A 17,511-nucleotide genomic window follows, 5' to 3' on the forward strand; every position below is an offset into this window, starting at 1 on the left:
CGCATGGGGCAGATCATCGCCGGCCGCTACGAGCTCTTCGACATGTTGGCTCGTGGGGGGATGGGGTCGGTGTGGGTCTCCCGGGACCTGCGCGACGGTCAGGTCGTCGCGGTCAAGCTGCTCCACCAGGTGGAGGCCGTCGACCTGCTGCGGTTCGTCCGCGAGGCCGGGCTGCGCATGGACCACCCGCACATCGCCGCGCCGACCGGGTGGGTGGCCGAGGACGACCGGGTCGCCTTCGCCATGCCGCTCGTGCGGGGCGGCTCCGCTGCCGACCTGGTGCGTGGCCACGGGCCGCTGCCGGCCCCCTTCGTCGCGGAGGTCCTGCGCCAGCTCCTCGCGGCGCTCGACCACGTCCATGCCCAGGGCTGGGTGCACCGTGACGTCAAGCCGGGCAACCTGCTGCTCGACCCGTGCGCGCCGACGGACCGGCCGCGGGTGCGACTGACGGACTTCGGGATCGCCGTGCCCGTCGACGAACCGCGCCTGACGCACACTGTCGACTCCGGCGAGATCGGCACCCCGGGCTACATGCCGCCCGAGCGCACGGCAGACCCCGACCCGAGGGCTGACCTCTATGCCGCCGGCATCACCGGGCAGGTGCTGCTCACCGGCTCTCGTCCGCGGGACCTGGGCGTGGCCACCGAGGCGCAGGAGGGTCCCCTGTGGCGGGTCCTGCGGCGCCTGACCGACCCCGACGCCTCCCGTCGGCACGGCTCCGCGCAGGAGGCGCTCGCCGACCTCGAGGCGCCGGAGATGGCGTGGCCCGCCGGCGGCGCGGGTGTCGTCGTGCCCGACGTCGTTGCCGCGCTCGGCCCGGCCACTGACACCGCGCCCGAGGCTCCGCCCACCGGGCCGTCCCCCCGCAGACGAAGGGGGTGGCTCGCCGCCGCCGTAGCGCTCGCCCTCGTCGTCGGGGTGGGTGGTGCCGTCGCGCTGGTCACCCTCGGCGACGACGACCCGACGCGGCCCACGACGGCCGCGTCCACCTCGGCGGAGTCCGTCGAGATGCTGACGAAGGGGTGGGCCAAGTCCCGCGTGACGATCGGCGCCCCGTGCGCGGAGCAGGACGAGGACGTGCGGGCGGTCACCCAGACCGGTGGCGTGGCGGTGTGCTCGGCCTCCGGTGGGCAGGCGACCTGGCAGCGCTCCACGTCGGCGCCGATCTCGGCCAACGCCGTGCTGACGGACGCTCCGGCCAAGCCGACGTGGTCGTCGCGGGCCCACCGGGGTGGTGAGCCGTGTGACGAGGTGGGGGAGTACGCGATTTGGACCGGCCGCGGAGAGCTCTTGCGTTGCAACGGGTCGCTGTGGGCGCCGGAGGCGGAGTACCCCACGGGTGACGGCAAAGGGGGCGGCAACCCCGCGCTGTACCTGCCGACGTGGGTGGAGCAGCGGGTGCCCTTCGGCAAGGAGTGCCTGACCCAGGGCAGCTTGATGATCACCCAGGGCGGATACCCCGCCCGGTGCATCGAGCGGCAGGACGAGCTCGTCTGGGGGTATCTCCCGAAGGAGATGCCGGTGCACTGGGCGGCCAAGGCGACGAAGCCGCCCGAGGTGCCGCCGGCCCCGTCGTGGGCGCCCGAGCGGGTCACGCGCGATGGCTCGTGCACGGAGGCCGGTCAGTACGCCATCGAGGGCGGCGGCTGGCTCGTGCGCTGCAAGGACAAGACCTGGGCCCTCGAGCGCACCTACCCCGCTCCTCCAGGGAGCAAGACCGCTGACCAGCAGACGCAGGGGTGACCCTAGTCTGAGGCTGCATCACTACGCTGGCCGAGCCTCGACACCTCTCCAAACCTCCGGGACCCACGAAGGGAGCAGGATGACCCGCTGGCGCATCGCCGACGGCATCGCGTGGGTCGCGGCCGAGCCTCGTCGGGTCGCCCTCATCGACACGCGTGACCCGCTCGCTCAGCCGATGCTCGTGCGGTCACCCTTTGCCGAGCTGTGGGAGGCCTTGGCGGATGGGCCGCGCTCGGAGAGTGACCTGCTTGCCGTCGCGACCGGCCTCGTGCAGGACGAAGGGGAGGCGCTGCGTGACGAGTTCATCCGCAGCATCGGTAAGGCCGGGTTGATCGAGACCACCGCATGAGCGAGCCCCTGACCCTCGCCGAGGCCGTACCCCTGGGGACGGTGCACCTGCAGCGTCTCCTGGCCGACGCCGGCGTGCGGTCGTTGGTCATCAAAGGTCCCGCCTTTGTCGAGTTGGGGGTGCGGCAGCCGAAGCAGAGCAATGACATCGACCTACTGATCCAACCGCGCGATCGAGCAAGCGCCGCCTCGCGGCTCCGTACTGCCGGATGGCGTCAGGTCTCGTCCTGGTTGCCGTCCGAATTGGATGACGTAGTCCACTCGAGCACTTGGCGGCATCGAACCTTTCCGGTCACCCTTGATCTCCATCATGGGTTCTCAGGACTGCTCCGTCGCAATGAAGCCTTTCAGTCAATGTGGGCGTCACGGGTGAGCATCGAACTTGGACATGTCGGGGTCGACGCGCCCTGCGCCGAGCACGCCTTGGTGATTGAGTCTCTCAACCGCCTGAAAGCGGCCGCCCCTAACGACTGGCCGCAAATTGCCCGCCGGACCGTCGATAGTGCTCCGGGGTTTGATGTTCATTCGGTCGCTCGTGCCGCTCAGGCCTTGGGCGCCGAGCACACCGTTGCGCCTCTGGTCGCAGTCATGGGGGGCCATCCTCCGCGCTCCGCGCCCCCGTCCGGGTACGAGGAGTGGATTGCGGACGCGGGACGGCCGAGTCGGAGAGTCATCTGGCAGCGTCTGATCCAGCGAGCCCCCCTTCACGCGCCCACGGTTCTGTGGTCCACGCTCTTCCCACACGAGGCGGGTGCACGTCACTGGGCGGACCTTCACGGATGGCCTTACCGGGGACGAGTGATGACCCTGTGGCAGCGGGTGTGCACTCAAATCGTCCGCGTCCGACGGCAGGGAAGGCGAAGGTAAACCGCCGCCACAGATTTCCTCGTGCCCGAGGCTGTAACGGGAAGGGTTGGCTGACTGCCAGCGCCATGTATCGGGGCACATCTGTTCTATGGAGCGCTGGGCTCGCCACCCGAGTTCGGTTTCGGCTCTGGTTACGTCGGCGAAGACCATGGCCAAAGCGCCTGGTTGTCGTTCCCCGATGGAGTACGAGATCGTTTGTGGGGTCAGATGGAGTACTCGACCCCGTGGGTCCCGGAGATCAGACCTGCACCCACTGTGGCACCGGAGGCCGGGTCGATGAGGATGAAGGATCCGGTCGTGCGGTGATCGGTGTAGGCGTCGACGACCAGCGGCTGCGCGAGACGCAGCGAGACGGTTCCCACCTCGTTGAGCGAGAGCTCACTGGCCTCTCCGTCGCGCTCAAGGGTGTTGACGTCGAGCTTCGCTCCTATGGCGTCCACGATGACCTTGCTGGTGCGGGTCGTGTGCTTGAGCAGCAACTTTTGCCGACCATGGAGCGTGCCGGTGGTCATCCAGCAGACGGTTGCCGTGACCTCCTTGGTGACCGTGGGGGAGTGCTCGACGTCCGCGATGACATCACCGCGGGAGACATCGATTTCGTCGGTGAGGCGCACGACGACTGACTGGCCGCTCACGGCGTGCTCATGAGTCGCCTCCAGGGTGTCGATGCCCGCCACGGTGCTGCGCACACCGCTGGGGAGGACGACGACTTCCTGACCGACGGCGAGCGAACCGGACTCGACGCGGCCGGCGTAGCCACGGTAGTCGCGGTGCTCGCCCTGCTGCGGGCGGATGACGTACTGGACCGGGAAGCGGTCACCCTTGGTCTCGAAGAGGTCAGCGTTCTGCGCGGACTCGAGGTGGTCGAGCAGGCTCGTGCCCGTGTACCAGGGCATCGCGTCGCTGGTCTCGACGACGTTGTCCCCGACGAGCGCGCTGATAGGGAAGGCACTGATCTCGGGGACTTCGAGGCGCTCGGTAAAGGCGACGAACTCGTCCCGGATCGCGGTGAAGACGGCCTCGTCGTAGCCGACGAGGTCCATCTTGTTCACGACGAGGGTGATGTGCGGGACGCGCAGGAGTGAGAGCAGCACGGTGTGACGACGTGACTGCTCGGTGATGCCGTGGCGGGCGTCGACGAGCACGAGCCCGAGGTCGGCCGTCGAGGCGCCGGTGACCATGTTGCGCGTGTACTGCGCGTGGCCCGGGGTGTCGGCCAGGATGAACTTGCGCCGCGGGGTGGCGAAGTAGCGATAGGCGACGTCGATGGTGATGCCCTGCTCGCGCTCGCTGCGCAGTCCGTCGGTTAGCAGGGCCAGGTCGGTGTGGTCGTGCCCCTTGGCCTTGCTCGTGGCCTCGACGGCCTCGAGCTGGTCCTCGAAGATCGCCTTGCTGTCGAGCAGCAGCCGCCCGATGAGGGTGGACTTGCCGTCGTCGACCGAACCAGCCGTCGTGACCCGGAGCAGGCCCAGGTCGAGCTCCGTGCTGACGGCCGTGGTCTCGGCAGGGGGAGTGGTCAGGGTGTCCGTGCTCATCAGAAGTAGCCCTCCTTCTTGCGGTCCTCCATGGCAGCCTCGCTGAAGCGGTCGTCGCCACGGGTTGCGCCGCGCTCGGTGAGGCGGGCGACGGAGATCTCGTCGATGATCTCGTCGACGGTGCTGGCGTCGGACTCGACGCAACCAGTGAGCGTCAGGTCGCCGACGGTGCGGAATCGCACGGTGCGCTCGTGGGCCTCTTCGCCGGGACGAAGGGGGTTGTGCTCGCTCGCGGTGAGGAGCATGCCGTCGCGCTCGAAGACGCTGCGCTGGTGCGAGTAGTAGATCTCGGGGATGTCGAGCTGCTCGCGGCCGATGTACTGCCAGATGTCGAGCTCGGTCCAGTTGGACAGCGGGAAGACCCGCATGTGCTCGCCCTCGTGGATGCGCCCGTTGTAGAGCGACCACAGCTCGGGGCGCTGGTTCTTGGGGTCCCACTGGCCGAAGTCGTCGCGGTGGGAGTAGATGCGCTCTTTGGCCCGCGCCTTCTCCTCGTCGCGTCGACCGCCGCCGAAGGCCGCGGTGTAGCCACGCTCCTCGATGGCGTGGAGCAGGGTGCCGATCTGCAGCCGGTTGCGCGAGGTCTTGCCATCGTCGATGACGATGCCGTCGGCGATCGCCTGCTCGACGGAGGCGACGTGGAGCTCGATGCCCAGGCGGTCGACCCAACGGTCGCGAGTCGCGAGCACCTCGGGGAAGTCGAAGCCGGTGTCGACCTGGAGCAGGCCGAAGGGGATCTTGGCCGGGGCGAAGGCTCGCTCGGCAAGCCGGAGCATGACGATCGAGTCCTTGCCGCCGGAGAACATCAGGACCGGGCGCTCGAACTCCGCAGCGACCTCACGGATGATGTGGATCGACTCGGACTCGAGGACGTCGAGGTGCGTCAGGGCAGCCTTTGGGGCGGCAGTGGGCACGAGGGAACCTCTCTTCGAACGGGACCATCGGAGCATAACTGTCTGTTATGGATGTCCAAACTGGTGTTCAGGTGTTGGATGGCGGGCGCTTCAGGGGTGAAGGAAACTCCAGAGCCTCGACCTGGCCGTGGCAGTAGTTCTGTCGAGCTGCGGACTAAGGCGACATCCGGGACAAGGTCGGCGAGCGTCAGCCTCGCGCGAGCATCGGCGCGGTCGCTCGCCTGCAACCGCATGTTGCGGATCGACGGAATCGGGCGTCGGGCAGGTTGCGTCGCACGCATGTCCGGTTCCACCGGGCAGGCCCGGCATGGGCAGCAGAAGCCTGCCGCCCCGTCAACATCGGGATCGAATGCGATCCCGAAGGGTCAAATGCGATGAAGCCCTAGTGGCTAGGATCATCCTTACGTGGAACCTCAGGCGAGGCTCTTCGGTGTGACTGCTCCGTGGTCGGGCGCATGAATTCGTCCCCAAGCGGGCCCGCGAACGCTGCCCCTCGCTGACCAGCCAGCCGGGCTCCATCCAATACTCCGCGGTCCCTGGGTGCGGATGGCCAACAGCCGGGCTCACTTCCGTTTGGGCAACTCGAGACCATCAGATGGCCCGGGCGACGACGTCGATCTGGACCGGCCACGAGACAATCGGGGGATAATCCATGACAAGCGAGACAAATCCGCGATTCCGAGCGGACGCGAGAACCGAAAGTCAACACCCACGAAGCGTGACGCTACCCAATTCCCAAGAAGAAGTAATCGAAAATCAAGCGTGCCCTCAACAAGTCTCCGGTGGTAAGTGGCACTCAACAGCCTTGAACTTGCCCGTCGGGCCAACAGGGATGCTGTCTACAATTGAAACGTCGACTAGGACGTCGCCAAGACGATCCTTCAAGTTGGCAATCAAGATACCTTTCAGGTGAGAATCGAAATCCGCAGTGACGACGAGTAGCACCTGGATCTCGTCCAAGGATGTCTGCACAATCTTGGACCGCAGAATGCCACTCAATCCCTTAAATGCAGTGTCCAGCCTGCCAACGGGACCGCGGTCCCTCGTCATCAACACATCTTCCTCTCGACCCACAATGCCGCCAATGGTTGGAAAGGAACTACCGCACGGGCACGGGGCCCCATTGTCCTGATCTGGCATGACAAGGTCGCCAATATTGTAACGAATTAGCGGTGTCTTCCTTGCCCTGAAACTGGTGACCACCAGCTCGGCCACCTGATGACCCGACTGATTCGTCCGTAGATCCGCAAACTCAAAAACTCCAGTATCGGTCCACATGTGATATCGCCCGGAGGAGCACTGCACAATCCAGGGCGCACCTTCCGAGGAGGCATACTGATTGAAAACGATGCAGCCGAAGGCCTTTTCGATATCTGCGCGCTGGTCGTCTCTCAGCGTCTCTGCAGTGGTTGAAACTGCGATGAGCGCGAACTCCAAAACCGCCCCACTCTCCAGAATATATCGAGCCAGGATTGCAATCGCCGACGGGTAGCCATCGATGAGATGCGGTCTGTGGTCATTCAGCTTTCTGACGTAGTGAGCCAAGTTCTCACCAGTCATATGGTACGTCGACAAGAAAAGTTGTCGTGTAAAGCGACCTTCCAGCCAAAATGGTGGTTTCGTCGCGTCTGGTCGGACGATGATTCGCCCAGACAGTCGAGCAGAGCGAAACCCGCTCGGGAGCCCAATCCAGCGATAATATCGCTCCCATTCAGCGAAGGTCCTTTGCATGCTTTCACGGTCGACCTCAACTGTCAGTGGGGTTCCGGTCGTCCCGCTCGTGTGGGTCACCGAAACCTTCGGTCGGGCTGGGTCGGACGACACGATCGCTTCTAAGCTTTCCCGCAGGTCCTCCTTCTCCAGGACTGGCATCCGTGTGAGCGCGTCCATACCATTGTGACCTCCGGCATCGTCAAGAACGACGCCCGCCGCCGACAACCGCTCTGCGTAGAACTCACTGTATTGACTGACCTCCTTGAGCAGCAAAGAAAGCTCCTGGTTTTGAACTCGCGCCAATTCGTCCGCGCTCTTCTTCAAATTCTTCATCAGGAACGACAAGTGGCGATCGAAATGCACACCCCGGCGTTGACGCAGCATCCGCCAACTGAAAAAACTGAAACCGGCCGCTCGCGCCCAGTACGGACCTCTCAGAGCAACTTGCTGAAGCCTACTGTTGAGATTCACACTCTCACCTACGACCCCATCTGACGGCTGTGGCATTCTCCACTACACCACCACTCGAAAACCATTGCTGAGTGTTCCCAGGGCGGAAACTGCCCGGCCAGGGAATCCGCGTCATGATCACTTGATTACGCTTCCCGGTTCGATTCTTCCGCGCGCAACAGCATTTGCACCGATCACGCTGCCGGCTCCGACGTGCGTCCCTGGCAACACAACTGCGCCGAGCCCTATCCACACGTCGTCTTCAATAATAACCGCCCTTGGCGAATCTCGGGTGAAGGTGCGCTCTCGCGCGGGCCACAAAGCGTGTGCGTTGGAGTCAAGTATGGTTGCCTGCGCGGCGACAAGAACTCTTCGCCCAAGGACTACATTCGCCTGGGCGTGAATAGTCGCTCCATTCACTCGACTGCCCTCTCCGATAGAAATGTTCGCTCCCGGAACATCTGCGATCAGGGTGACACCGGAGTGCATGGCTGCATGGTATCCCCGCCGCCACGAATTTAGAGTGACAGAATCGCCAATTTCTATTGTGGCGCCAGTTGCGCGCCGAACGCTTGGCCATCCGATAGCTCTGACGCCCGATCCCATGCGGATTCCGGGTGACAATTTGGCGGAGCTTGCCCACAAATAGCCACGAAACCTGGCCCCAGCCAATGACGCCAAATGAATACCGCTACTCATCATCGTAACTCCTTCTCCCGCGAAAGCCGGAAACATTTACGGGGCCACCGAAAAGTCAGCACCCAAATATCGCTTAACGTCTGTAAGAAAGCTTTCGAAGCCCGGTTGCCCAAGTGGCGTGAGAGACGAACGAGCGCCCAAATGAAACTATCAAGGGAAGGGCGCCCAAATCGTTTCGACGAGCGAACTCGATTCGACTGCTCGCGATGCGAGAATAGTCATGGAGCGTCGGAAGCTTGCGACTCATTTGGTTGCCGTGAACGCGATACTCGACGAAAGCTTGTTCAATGCTATGGACCTCTGCGCGTGCTGCGACACGCAGCCACAGCTCGTAGTCCTCAACTCGCGACATGCTTTCGTCATATCCCCCTACCCCAATCACGATCGACTTTCGAAACATGACGCTGGGATGAACAAGGGGATTCTTGTAGAGCAGCGCTTTCCGGACATTGCCCGCAAGGCCGGCACCGAGACAGACTCCGGTTCTTTCGCTATGTTCATCCATCACAAAAGCCCCCGTGCCAACCACTGCGACAAGGGGGTGGGCGACTAGATACTCAGCCTGCCGAGCTAGACGGCCGCCCATGCAAACGTCGTCCGAATCAAGCCTCGCCACAAACTCATGGGTGCACTCTCGAATGCCTGCATTGAGGGCTGCTCCAAGCCCTTGCGGACTGTCACGGACGATCGTTCGTACGGCTGGGTGCTCAACCAGATCGCGTGAACCATGTGAACTTGGGCCATCTCGAATCAGAATGACCTCGAGATCGACATCTGAAATTTGGTCCAGGAGCGAAGCGAGGGCGTCGTCTAGCCAAGGGTCATCCGGCATCGTGGGGAGTAAGACCGAAACCGAGGGCCTAGAACCCATTGAACATCATCCTTTCAGCGGAAGGGGTATCGCGGGAAGTCAGTAGAAGTTCGCAAACATGCCAATCCCTTGGGTGACGAATACTCCAACTAGAACGCTAGCGATATAGAAGGCCGCCGGCAGGGCCGATTTCTGAAGCCATCCTAAAAGTCGCCAAGCAATCAGCGGAGCCAAGATCCACGAGTAACTGGCAACTCGATCCGCATAGGCAATGAAGCCAAATGTCAGAAACATCGAGTTCAGCAGGAGGTAGCAAACTAGCAACATGCGGAGTTTCGGATCGTTAGGGTGGCGCCGGTGGGCAAGCAAACCCAGCAGACCCACCGCCAAGCTCACAAGAAAGAAGTCCAGCCGGTTGCCAGACGCGCCGTAGTGGGAGTACGCGGACGTAGAAATCAAGTCGGTAGCGACTCCGGAACTTTGAAGTATTGGATTTAGGAGAAGTTCCTGAATGTCGGCCAGATAGAGCCCGCCCATCACCACCCACAGCGCGAGAGCTGTTCTCACAGAAAGCGGCCGAAATGCATGAAACGCCAGAATCGCCGCAGGAAGTGCCGCTGACCAGTGCATACTTGCCGCAAGCCCGAGAACGACGTACGTTACCCGTGATGTTCGGTCGCCGCTCTCTCGGGACATGGTTGCTATTGCGATAAGGAGAAGCGCCATAGAAAGGCCCTGCCGAATCGCAACTACCGAGTATGAGTATAGAATTCCGGTGGACAGGGCTGTGACCAGCGCTCCAGGCACACCCCAGTCAGCAACATAGCGAAATGAGCAATAGGTGAAAGCGGTGAAGATCGCCAGTGCCACCGAGCCGTACAGAGCGGCATCGGAGGTGTTGACAACCTTTGCAAACAGCCAGAGTGTCGAGCTGAAGGCCCAGTTTGCGTCCAGTGGTATATCGCGAACATCGCCGACGCGCGCGATTGACTGGAATGCAGCTGAATACACATACTTGTCGTCTACCTCGTAGTCGCTGACCGCGCAGGCGGTCACAAATGTGGCTCCAAGAATGACTGCGATAATTATCGAGTTCCAGCGATTGCCAAGCTCGCGAATCGGCCCCGCCAGGCTAAGGATCAAACCGCCGAACATCGCGGCACAGATCAACGCGAATCCCAACAGGGTGCTCCTTTCGGTGCATGAGGGGAGAGCAGTCCGAATTCTTTCGGGCTGACTCCATCAATTGACTCAGGGAACATGCCGTCCTAGGGTCCTCTTCCAGTGATGTTGGCTAACCATTTGCGTGACTATAGCTCGAGAAGCGTAACCGATAGCAGCGACGGTCGTTGCCAGCAGAACTGTGTCCCCTTCTAATGTTAGGGCAAGGACAACGGATACACATAGAGCGACAGCCGCACCTGCGAACTGAACGCCATATTCACCGAGTACGACAAGGGTCGACTCTCCCAAGTAGGTCATCGCCAGGGAAAGGATTGAAAGGGCGAGTGGTAGAACTTGTGGGAAGGACACCGCGAATTCGTTCCCGAAGACGACAGGCAGCAGTGGCGGCGTTGCGAAAGCGACCAGCGCGGCCAACACAAGAGCAGCGGAAAGCGAAAAGATCCAAACGTGGCGTCGCGACTCCTTCAGTGCCTCAATGCCTTGTCTTCTGGCTGCTGCTAGGCGGGGTAGAAGGCCATGGTGTGAGCCAACTAGAGCCAAGTTGGCAATGGTGACGACTTGGGCCAACACTCCGTATAGCCCCGTCGCGTCGCTGGATCCGAACGCAGAGAGCATGTATACGGGAATGTACACAAGAACCGAGCCCAATCCGGTGGACACGCCTAATGGAACCATGCGTCGACAAACAGTCCCAATCTGGATTCCTGGTTGCGGAGTTATGTTCATCTTCTGCCAAACAATGAGTGAGGTAGTTATGGAAGCGATAGCGGATGCCCATAGAATCAAAGTCCAGCTGTCAGAAAGTATAAAGGACGCAAGGATTAGCACCACTGTAAGTATGCTGTTTACGAGATGGGCCGTGAAATAGGTTCGGAAGCGACTCCGCGCCTGAAAGTGTGCAAGCGTTACGTCCAACAAGGAGTCGGCTGAGCGCATGAGCATCAAGGGAATGGCAACCAGTGTCAGCGGTACGTCAAGGGCAAGGAGAGTTAGGAGCCCGACTGCGCTTGCCACAAGTACAGCCATTAGCCGAATCCCGATAAACCGAACGTCGAGTCCCGTGGAGGGGCCCCGGGTCACGATTTGTAAGCGCAGTTCGCCCTCTAGGAGGGCGAAGATTGGGGTGGTGCAAGCTAGTGCCAGCACATACGTCCCCGTGTCATCTGTTCCGAGCGTACGTGCAAATATCCAAAGGATGAACCATTGGGAGCTCGCGCGTAGGACGTTGCTCAAAGTGATGGCCGCAGGGCCAGCAAACAGGCGCTCAGTTGGTCTCACAAGCCCACTCGTTGCATGTTAGGTGGAGCCGAAATGGGGGTGCATTAGGAGGCGGGGATCGTGGGCAATTGTCGCGTCATCCAGTCGATAGTTGCTGATAGACCAACATCTAGAGAGGTTGGTTCGATGCCGGGAAAAGTGGAACGTAGAAGTGTGTTGTCAGCCTGAGAGTGCCGAACATCTCCGCTTCGACGCTCACGATAAACGATGTCCAGTGGTCGCCCAAGATGATGCTCGATCATTGAAATTAGCTCGTTAAGTGTTGTCCTAGTTCCAAAGGCCAGGTTTGTGGGACCGCCCGTGATTCTCTCGGTTAGCGCGGCGTGTATGGTGTCCACGACAGTGCCAACGTAAGTGAAGTCTCGACTCTGTTCTCCATCTCCATTAACTGGCAATGGCCGACCGGTAAGTGCTGCTTCTAGGAATACAGGAATAACAGCCGCGTAAGCGTGACCTGCCATTTGTCCCGGGCCGAACACGTTGAAGAATCGGAAGGGCAAAACCGGCAAGTCATAGCATTCTGCGTAAGCGAGGGCGTATTGCTCCGTGGCGAGCTTTGATACGGCGTAGGGGCTCATGGGCATGCACTGCAGGGTTTCAACCTTCGGCAGTGTTGGATTTTTGCCATAAACAGATGATGATGAAGCCAAAACGACATGAGCGCTGTGATTCGCGCGGGCGGCCTCCAAGACTTGGAGAGTGCCGGTGGCATTAGCCTCGTGGCTCGGAATTGGGCGACTGATTGAGCGCGGAACAGAGCCTAGGGCCGCGAGGTGGACGATCGCGTCCACGCCATGTGCCGCTGTCGACAAGATCTCTTGATCCAGAATCGATCCATTGAAGAACTGCACGTCGAGTTCAGCAAGATTTGCTAGGGAGCCGGATGACAGGTCGTCGATTACTCGGACTTCAATTTCGTCATCTTGGGCAAGAAGCTTTTTGCAGAGGTTTGAGCCGATGAATCCCGCACCCCCAGTGACTAGAACGCGCACAACATGGTCCCTTCCATCTCGTTCCGGGTGGGCGCGTGGTGGCGCCCTGAGTAATGGGAAATTTGCTGGTCTACTTCGAATCTACTTCGCATATTGGACGTGACGATTCCCTGGTGGGAAGTGAGTGTCATTGTCTGAGTGCGCTCGGTTCTCGTAGAGGGCAGCCAGTCCCGCCCATACTCGTTTGCGTTGAAAGTGTTCAGTGACCCACTGGTAGGCGTTGTTGCCCAAATCTGTGCGCAAGACGGGATCTTGGCTGAGCTTCACGAGCGCGTTGGCTAGGGCCTTTGGGTCGCCGATGGGGACGATGATCCCCGTCTCGTCTGGGATGACGGAGTCGACTGCTCCGGTGGCCTGCGTGGTGATTGATGGAGTGTGTGCAATCGCGGCTTCGAGGACAACGTTGGGAAAGCCTTCTCGTAACGTGGGTAGGGCTAGTACATCTATGGCATTGTAATAGGCTAGTGGGTCATCGACCCATCCGGTTATGGATACCGTAATGCCCGATTCTTCCAACTGTCTCTGCGCCTCGGTGTCCTCTGTCGCGCCAATTGCCAGGAGTGTCAAGTTCGGAATGTGCCCGGAGGCCAACTGCAGAGCTTCTGCTAATACGTCAATGCCCTTCGCGGCGGTTAAGCGGCCGACGAAGCCAATGACGAAGGAGGATGGGTTCAGTCCAATGTCTTCCCGCATATGCGGTGAAGGGTGAGGCGAGGTGTCAACGCCATTGCTGCTGCCCAGCCCAATGACTGTGATGGGCCGAATGGCGATGCCGTCTTGGATCATCTCGGCTCTGACGCTGGAACTCACTGCTACTGCGTGTGTCGCGAAGTACATGGCAGCCCGCTCCATGTTCAAGAGAAGCCGCCGCTTTATGCCGTGTTCGGTCTGATAGCGGAGACCACGCACGGTGTATATGCGAATTGGCGTTCGGAAGCTCCATGCAGCGAACAGTCCAAGCAGGCCAGCCTTGGGTGTCCCGATGTTAACGGTCTCTGGGCGAACTTGATGTAGAAGTTTGAGCCATCCCACGAGTGAGCGGACGTCGGCGAGAACGGAGATTTCCCTGGACATGGGCAGTCCATGACCGGTTACGCCTTCACGGAGCACAGCGCGTTTGAACTCGGCGTCCGGGTTGCTTGCTATGTGTACGTCCCAGCCAAGGGACTGGAAATGGGATAGCTGCCCCCTTAGGAAATTGAGTGCACTGCTTCCGACGGTAGTACCGTAGAGGATGGTTCCTTGATTCGCTGACCTGTGACGGGGGCGATGATGGGTCATTGACACTCTCCGAGAGTCGACCACGCCTCTATTCCTGCCGGAGGAGTCCAGCCGACGGTGGTGAGCCAACTCGTGGCCTGCTCTTGACCGAACCAGCACATCTCCACCCGGCGGGCGTTCGCCGCTGTGGGTGCGTGATAGCGACCGGCATAGGTCGCCAGGTTGACCAGTGCCTTGGCCGTGCTAGTGGGGAGGTGGCGTGGAGGTTTTCCGCCAAGTACCTGAAGTAGGCCTGCTGTGGTCAGACCTTCACTCGGGTGGACAACAACTTCTGGTGGCCGCTTCTCGGTTGTGGCCAGAAAAGCGACTGCCGATGCGACGTTCTCAAGGAGAGCCTGCGGTGTGGGATTGGTGCCAGATCCTGCAACGCTAGAGAGGTGTGAGCGCGCCAATCGAGTCAGGGAGACTGTTACGCGCCTACCGGGAGCATGGACACTGGGGGGCCGGTACACGAGCCCCCTAGCCCCCGCCCACTTTCGAAAGGATGCCTCGCCAACAGCCTTCGACCAGGAATAGGCAGAGAATGGTGCGACGTCCGTGGATTCGTCGAGTTTCGGAATGCGTCCTTGAACGGCTGCCGTGCTGACGAGTATGACTCTCGGGACGTCGGCGGTCTTTGCCGCCGCGGCGGCAATTGAGGGCAGCGCGGCATTTGCGCCCAACAGCAGGCTAGTATCTTGAGATGACGCGTCGGGTACGCCGGCCGCGATAATCAGGCAATCAGCGCCGCTAAGGTGCTCAGCGATTGCGGAGACCAGTTCGGGAAAGTCTGTTGGGGCCGAAATGCAGGCGTCGGCGGTTCTCACCCGAAGCCGAGGTGATGTTATGGAGACTATGGCGTGATCAGCCGCGCGGAGCGCGTTGCCCACGGCGGTGCCCACAAATCCCGTCGATCCAAGCATGGCAACGGTGCTCATTGGTCAACCCTTTTTCGCGTGAAGTGCAGGCGTTTGATTAGCGTTGGCGCCAGGGTATATCCGCCAACTATGGCAGCAGTGAATGCTATGCGCTGCGTGAGGGGGAGCTTGGATTGCCAAAGTAGGCCAGCGGTCAGAGCGCCCGCAGTGTGCAACGCGGCTATCGGGAAATGGCCAATCTCGTGGTTGATGGCCAGTTGTTGGTAGACGTGGTCGCGGTGAGGTGCGGTTATTGAGTCGCCGCGCATCAAGCGCCTAAAAAGCGTAGTTGACGTGTCGGTGGCGTACAGGAGTAGAGGGGCGGCTAGCTGCAGGCGGTGACTAGTCCTAGGCGCGCTGGCCAAAGCAGCCGAGAGGAGTGCCCCATAGAGGTAACTGCCAGAATCGCCCAAGAAAACTTTCGCCTGAGGTGAATTCCAAGGCAGAAATCCAACGGCAGTTCCCAGGGCGAGTCCAGCGAGGGTATCGATGGAGCTCGTGTCGTAGTCAGTCCTCAGGAGGAGGGCGTTCACTGCCCAAGCGGCTATGGTTCCCCCAGTGATCCCGTTGATGCCATCCATAAAATTGACGGCATTAACCATGGAAACTGTGCCGACTGGGACCAGTACTCGATCGAATGGATGGTTGCTGGGCAAGAGTGCCGCCCCCAAGCCTTGTCCAAGGATGCGAGCTCCCGGACTTATGCCGCCCAGTAGGTCGTCGGCCATGCCGAGTGCACTGATCGCGACAATACCTGTCACTGCCGACCGAGGTATTGATGAGGGTGCTGCGGCCGTGACGGTCGTTCCGAAGGCCGCTAGGCAGGCGATCCCCCCGCCGCGGGGGGTCGGTTGTGTATGGGAGGAGCGAGAGTTCGGCACATCCAGGTGGGCGTTTTCGCGGAGAATTCGCGTCACCAAAGGCGTCCCGGCCGTGGTGAGGAAGGCGGCGATGGCCCCAACAGCCAGTGGGCGGGTCATTAGATTTCCTCCTGTAGGGGGAGGTCCTTGGGGTGGCTGACTCGTAGAGCACCATTTTCTTTGGTAGGTGCATCGGTCCTCGATGCCTCTCGCATCCAGATGGCGGTTTCAGTTGGGCCAGCGTGGGATGTTCGGGACACCGTTTCGCCGCTCAGGCTGGGAACAGCAACGCTGTTAACCAGGTTGTGAAGAGTTTGGTGGATTTCCTCCCCTGGTGTGAAGAGTTCCTCGGACATTTTCTCACCTGGTCTGAGCCCGGTGTACACGATCTCGATGTCCTTGCGGCCGGAGAGTTCGATAAGCGTCGTCGCGACGTCTTGGATCTTTGCCGGCTCTCCCATGTCGAGCACCATAACTTCGCCGTCGCGGCCGATGGCCGCTGCTTGCAGGACCAATTGGCACGCCTCTGGGATGAGCATGAAGTAGCGCTCGACGTCGGGGTGGGTGACCGTCACAGGTCCACCTTGCTCGATCTGGGTCGTGAAAGCTGCGATGACGGACCCACGTGAGCCCAGGACATTTCCGAATCGGACGCTGACGTAGGTGTGGTCGTCCTTGTTTGCGAAGTCGGCGGTCAGCCGTTCTGTGACCCGCTTGCTGTAACCGAGGACGCACGACGGGTTAGCTGCCTTGTCCGTTGAGACATTGACAAAGGTCGAGACGCCGACGTGGTGCGCGGCCCGTAGGACGTTGAGAGTGCCGAGTACGTTGGTCTTCCAGGCCTCCTCTGGGTACATCTCCAGGAGTGGCAGGTGCTTGAGCGCCGCCGCGTGGAAGACGACCTCGGGCCGGTGGCGCTCGAAGATCTCGATCATGCGGTCGGCGTCACGGATGTCTGCTAGTACTACGTCGTCTGACTCGAAGAGCCCTTGCCCGGTCACGGACAACTGCGTGCCATGCAAGGCGGATTCGTCCCGGTCAAGCATGATCAGGTGTTTGGGACCGAACTTGCTTATCTGGCGGCACAACTCGGACCCGATGGATCCTCCGGCACCGGTGACGAGGACGGTCCGACCGGAAATGGTGTCGGCGATCGCAGTGGCATCGAGCTCAATGGGGCGCCGGCCGAGGAAGTCTGCCAGATCGAGGCTGCGCAGGTCGCTCCCCCCGATTCGGCCGAGCATTTCGTGCGCCTGCGGGAGGATCAGGGTCTCGAGGCCCGCGCTCTGTGCGGCATCGCGCAACTTCTTGACCAGTTCCGGCTGTGCGCTGGGGACCGCGATGGCGAGGGTCGTCGCGTCGGTCTGTTCCGCGACGGCAGCCACGTCGTCTCCGGTCCCGAGCACCTTGACGCCATCGATGCGCATACGACGCTTCGCCCGGTCGTCGTCCAGCAGGCCAATGGGAGTCATGGAAGAAAGCTGATCGCGAACCAGCGCGCGCACCAGCTGGCGGCCGCCCTCCCCGGCGCCGAAGACCAAGACTCTGGACTCCGCGGTGTCTCGGGGGTCGAGTCGAGTTCTGGTTGCTCTCAGGACATACCGGGCCCCGAACATGCCGAGGAGGGCCGTTGCGCCTGCCGCCAGGGGGAGAGATCTGGGCCCCAGATCCCAAGGCCCCAAGGTCACGACCTGAAGGGGGATGGACCACACGAGTACCGTCTTCATGAGGTCGACAATCTCCTCGTAGGAACCCCGGTGGTGGCCCACCGCGTAGGGGCCAACGAGGGCGCCGATCGCCACATGTGCCGCGGCTGCAACCACCGTCAGCCGGAGGACTGGGATGGTCAGCGCGTTGTCAAGGTGGAAGTCGTACCGGAGGAGTGCGGCGAAGAAGACGGCGACTGCGAGGGTGCTGACGTCCACCACGGCCCAGAGCC

The 17,511-nt window shown here is 61.4% G+C and carries 14 protein-coding genes; 3 read left to right on the top strand and 11 right to left on the bottom strand.

What is annotated here, in order from left to right:
- The first annotated feature begins 3 nt into the window (after positions 1-3).
- The 3 genes from NYE39_RS15110 to NYE39_RS17325 all read left to right on the top strand — a co-directional run bounded on the left by NYE39_RS15110 (position 4) and on the right by NYE39_RS17325 (position 2,958).
- Positions 4-1,743: a serine/threonine-protein kinase gene (locus NYE39_RS15110; RefSeq protein WP_341013174.1), complete on the top strand. Its 1,740-nt coding sequence runs from the start codon at positions 4-6 to the stop codon at positions 1,741-1,743.
- Positions 1,744-1,822: 79 nt separating this feature from the next.
- The gene (locus tag NYE39_RS15115; RefSeq protein ID WP_341013175.1) at positions 1,823-2,092 is read left to right on the top strand and encodes a hypothetical protein; all 270 of its coding nucleotides are present in this window, start codon (positions 1,823-1,825) and stop codon (positions 2,090-2,092) included.
- The gene (locus NYE39_RS17325; protein ID WP_445667077.1) at positions 2,089-2,958 is read left to right on the top strand and encodes a nucleotidyltransferase family protein; all 870 of its coding nucleotides are present in this window, start codon (positions 2,089-2,091) and stop codon (positions 2,956-2,958) included. Before NYE39_RS15115 ends, NYE39_RS17325 begins: the two co-directional genes overlap by 4 nt.
- A 203-nt stretch (positions 2,959-3,161) precedes the next feature.
- Here the strand turns inward: NYE39_RS17325 and NYE39_RS15120 are convergent, their stop codons facing one another.
- The 11 genes from NYE39_RS15120 to NYE39_RS15155 all read right to left on the bottom strand — a co-directional run bounded on the left by NYE39_RS15120 (position 3,162) and on the right by NYE39_RS15155 (position 17,497).
- Complete coding sequence (locus NYE39_RS15120) at positions 3,162-4,493, bottom strand: sulfate adenylyltransferase subunit 1 (protein ID WP_341013176.1); 1,332 nt, start codon at positions 4,491-4,493, stop codon at positions 3,162-3,164.
- Positions 4,493-5,407, bottom strand: coding sequence for a sulfate adenylyltransferase subunit CysD (gene cysD / locus NYE39_RS15125; RefSeq protein WP_341013177.1), 915 nt, complete (start codon positions 5,405-5,407; stop codon positions 4,493-4,495). The genes NYE39_RS15120 and cysD overlap by 1 nt, the downstream gene beginning before the upstream one ends.
- Positions 5,408-6,175: 768 nt before the next feature.
- Positions 6,176-7,504, bottom strand: a complete 1,329-nt coding sequence (locus NYE39_RS15130) for a phenylacetate--CoA ligase family protein (protein ID WP_341013178.1) — start codon at positions 7,502-7,504, stop codon at positions 6,176-6,178.
- Between the two features lie 204 nt (positions 7,505-7,708).
- On the bottom strand, positions 7,709-8,305 hold the full coding sequence (locus NYE39_RS17330) for an acyltransferase (RefSeq protein ID WP_445667078.1): 597 nt from the start codon (positions 8,303-8,305) through the stop codon (positions 7,709-7,711).
- Between the two features lie 37 nt (positions 8,306-8,342).
- On the bottom strand, positions 8,343-9,140 hold the full coding sequence (locus tag NYE39_RS17335; RefSeq protein WP_445667079.1) for a glycosyltransferase: 798 nt from the start codon (positions 9,138-9,140) through the stop codon (positions 8,343-8,345).
- Between the two features lie 39 nt (positions 9,141-9,179).
- Positions 9,180-10,262 (bottom strand): EpsG family protein, encoded by a 1,083-nt coding sequence (locus NYE39_RS15135; RefSeq protein WP_341013179.1) that lies wholly within the window; start codon positions 10,260-10,262, stop codon positions 9,180-9,182.
- Between the two features lie 1,325 nt (positions 10,263-11,587).
- Positions 11,588-12,535: an NAD-dependent epimerase/dehydratase family protein gene (locus NYE39_RS15140; RefSeq protein ID WP_341013180.1), complete on the bottom strand. Its 948-nt coding sequence runs from the start codon at positions 12,533-12,535 to the stop codon at positions 11,588-11,590.
- An 81-nt stretch (positions 12,536-12,616) separates the two neighbouring features.
- Positions 12,617-13,816: a glycosyltransferase family 4 protein gene (locus tag NYE39_RS15145; RefSeq protein ID WP_341013181.1), complete on the bottom strand. Its 1,200-nt coding sequence runs from the start codon at positions 13,814-13,816 to the stop codon at positions 12,617-12,619.
- Positions 13,813-14,733: an NAD-dependent epimerase/dehydratase family protein gene (locus NYE39_RS17340; protein ID WP_445667080.1), complete on the bottom strand. Its 921-nt coding sequence runs from the start codon at positions 14,731-14,733 to the stop codon at positions 13,813-13,815. Before NYE39_RS17340 ends, NYE39_RS15145 begins: the two co-directional genes overlap by 4 nt.
- The gene (locus tag NYE39_RS15150; protein ID WP_341013182.1) at positions 14,730-15,692 is read right to left on the bottom strand and encodes a hypothetical protein; all 963 of its coding nucleotides are present in this window, start codon (positions 15,690-15,692) and stop codon (positions 14,730-14,732) included. The genes NYE39_RS17340 and NYE39_RS15150 overlap by 4 nt, the downstream gene beginning before the upstream one ends.
- Complete coding sequence (locus tag NYE39_RS15155) at positions 15,692-17,497, bottom strand: polysaccharide biosynthesis protein (protein ID WP_341013183.1); 1,806 nt, start codon at positions 17,495-17,497, stop codon at positions 15,692-15,694. Before NYE39_RS15155 ends, NYE39_RS15150 begins: the two co-directional genes overlap by 1 nt.
- Positions 17,498-17,511: the final 14 nt, after the last annotated feature.

The sequence above is a fragment of the Janibacter sp. FSL W8-0316 genome (assembly GCF_038004165.1).
Classification (GTDB): Bacteria; Actinomycetota; Actinomycetes; order Actinomycetales; family Dermatophilaceae; genus Janibacter; species Janibacter indicus.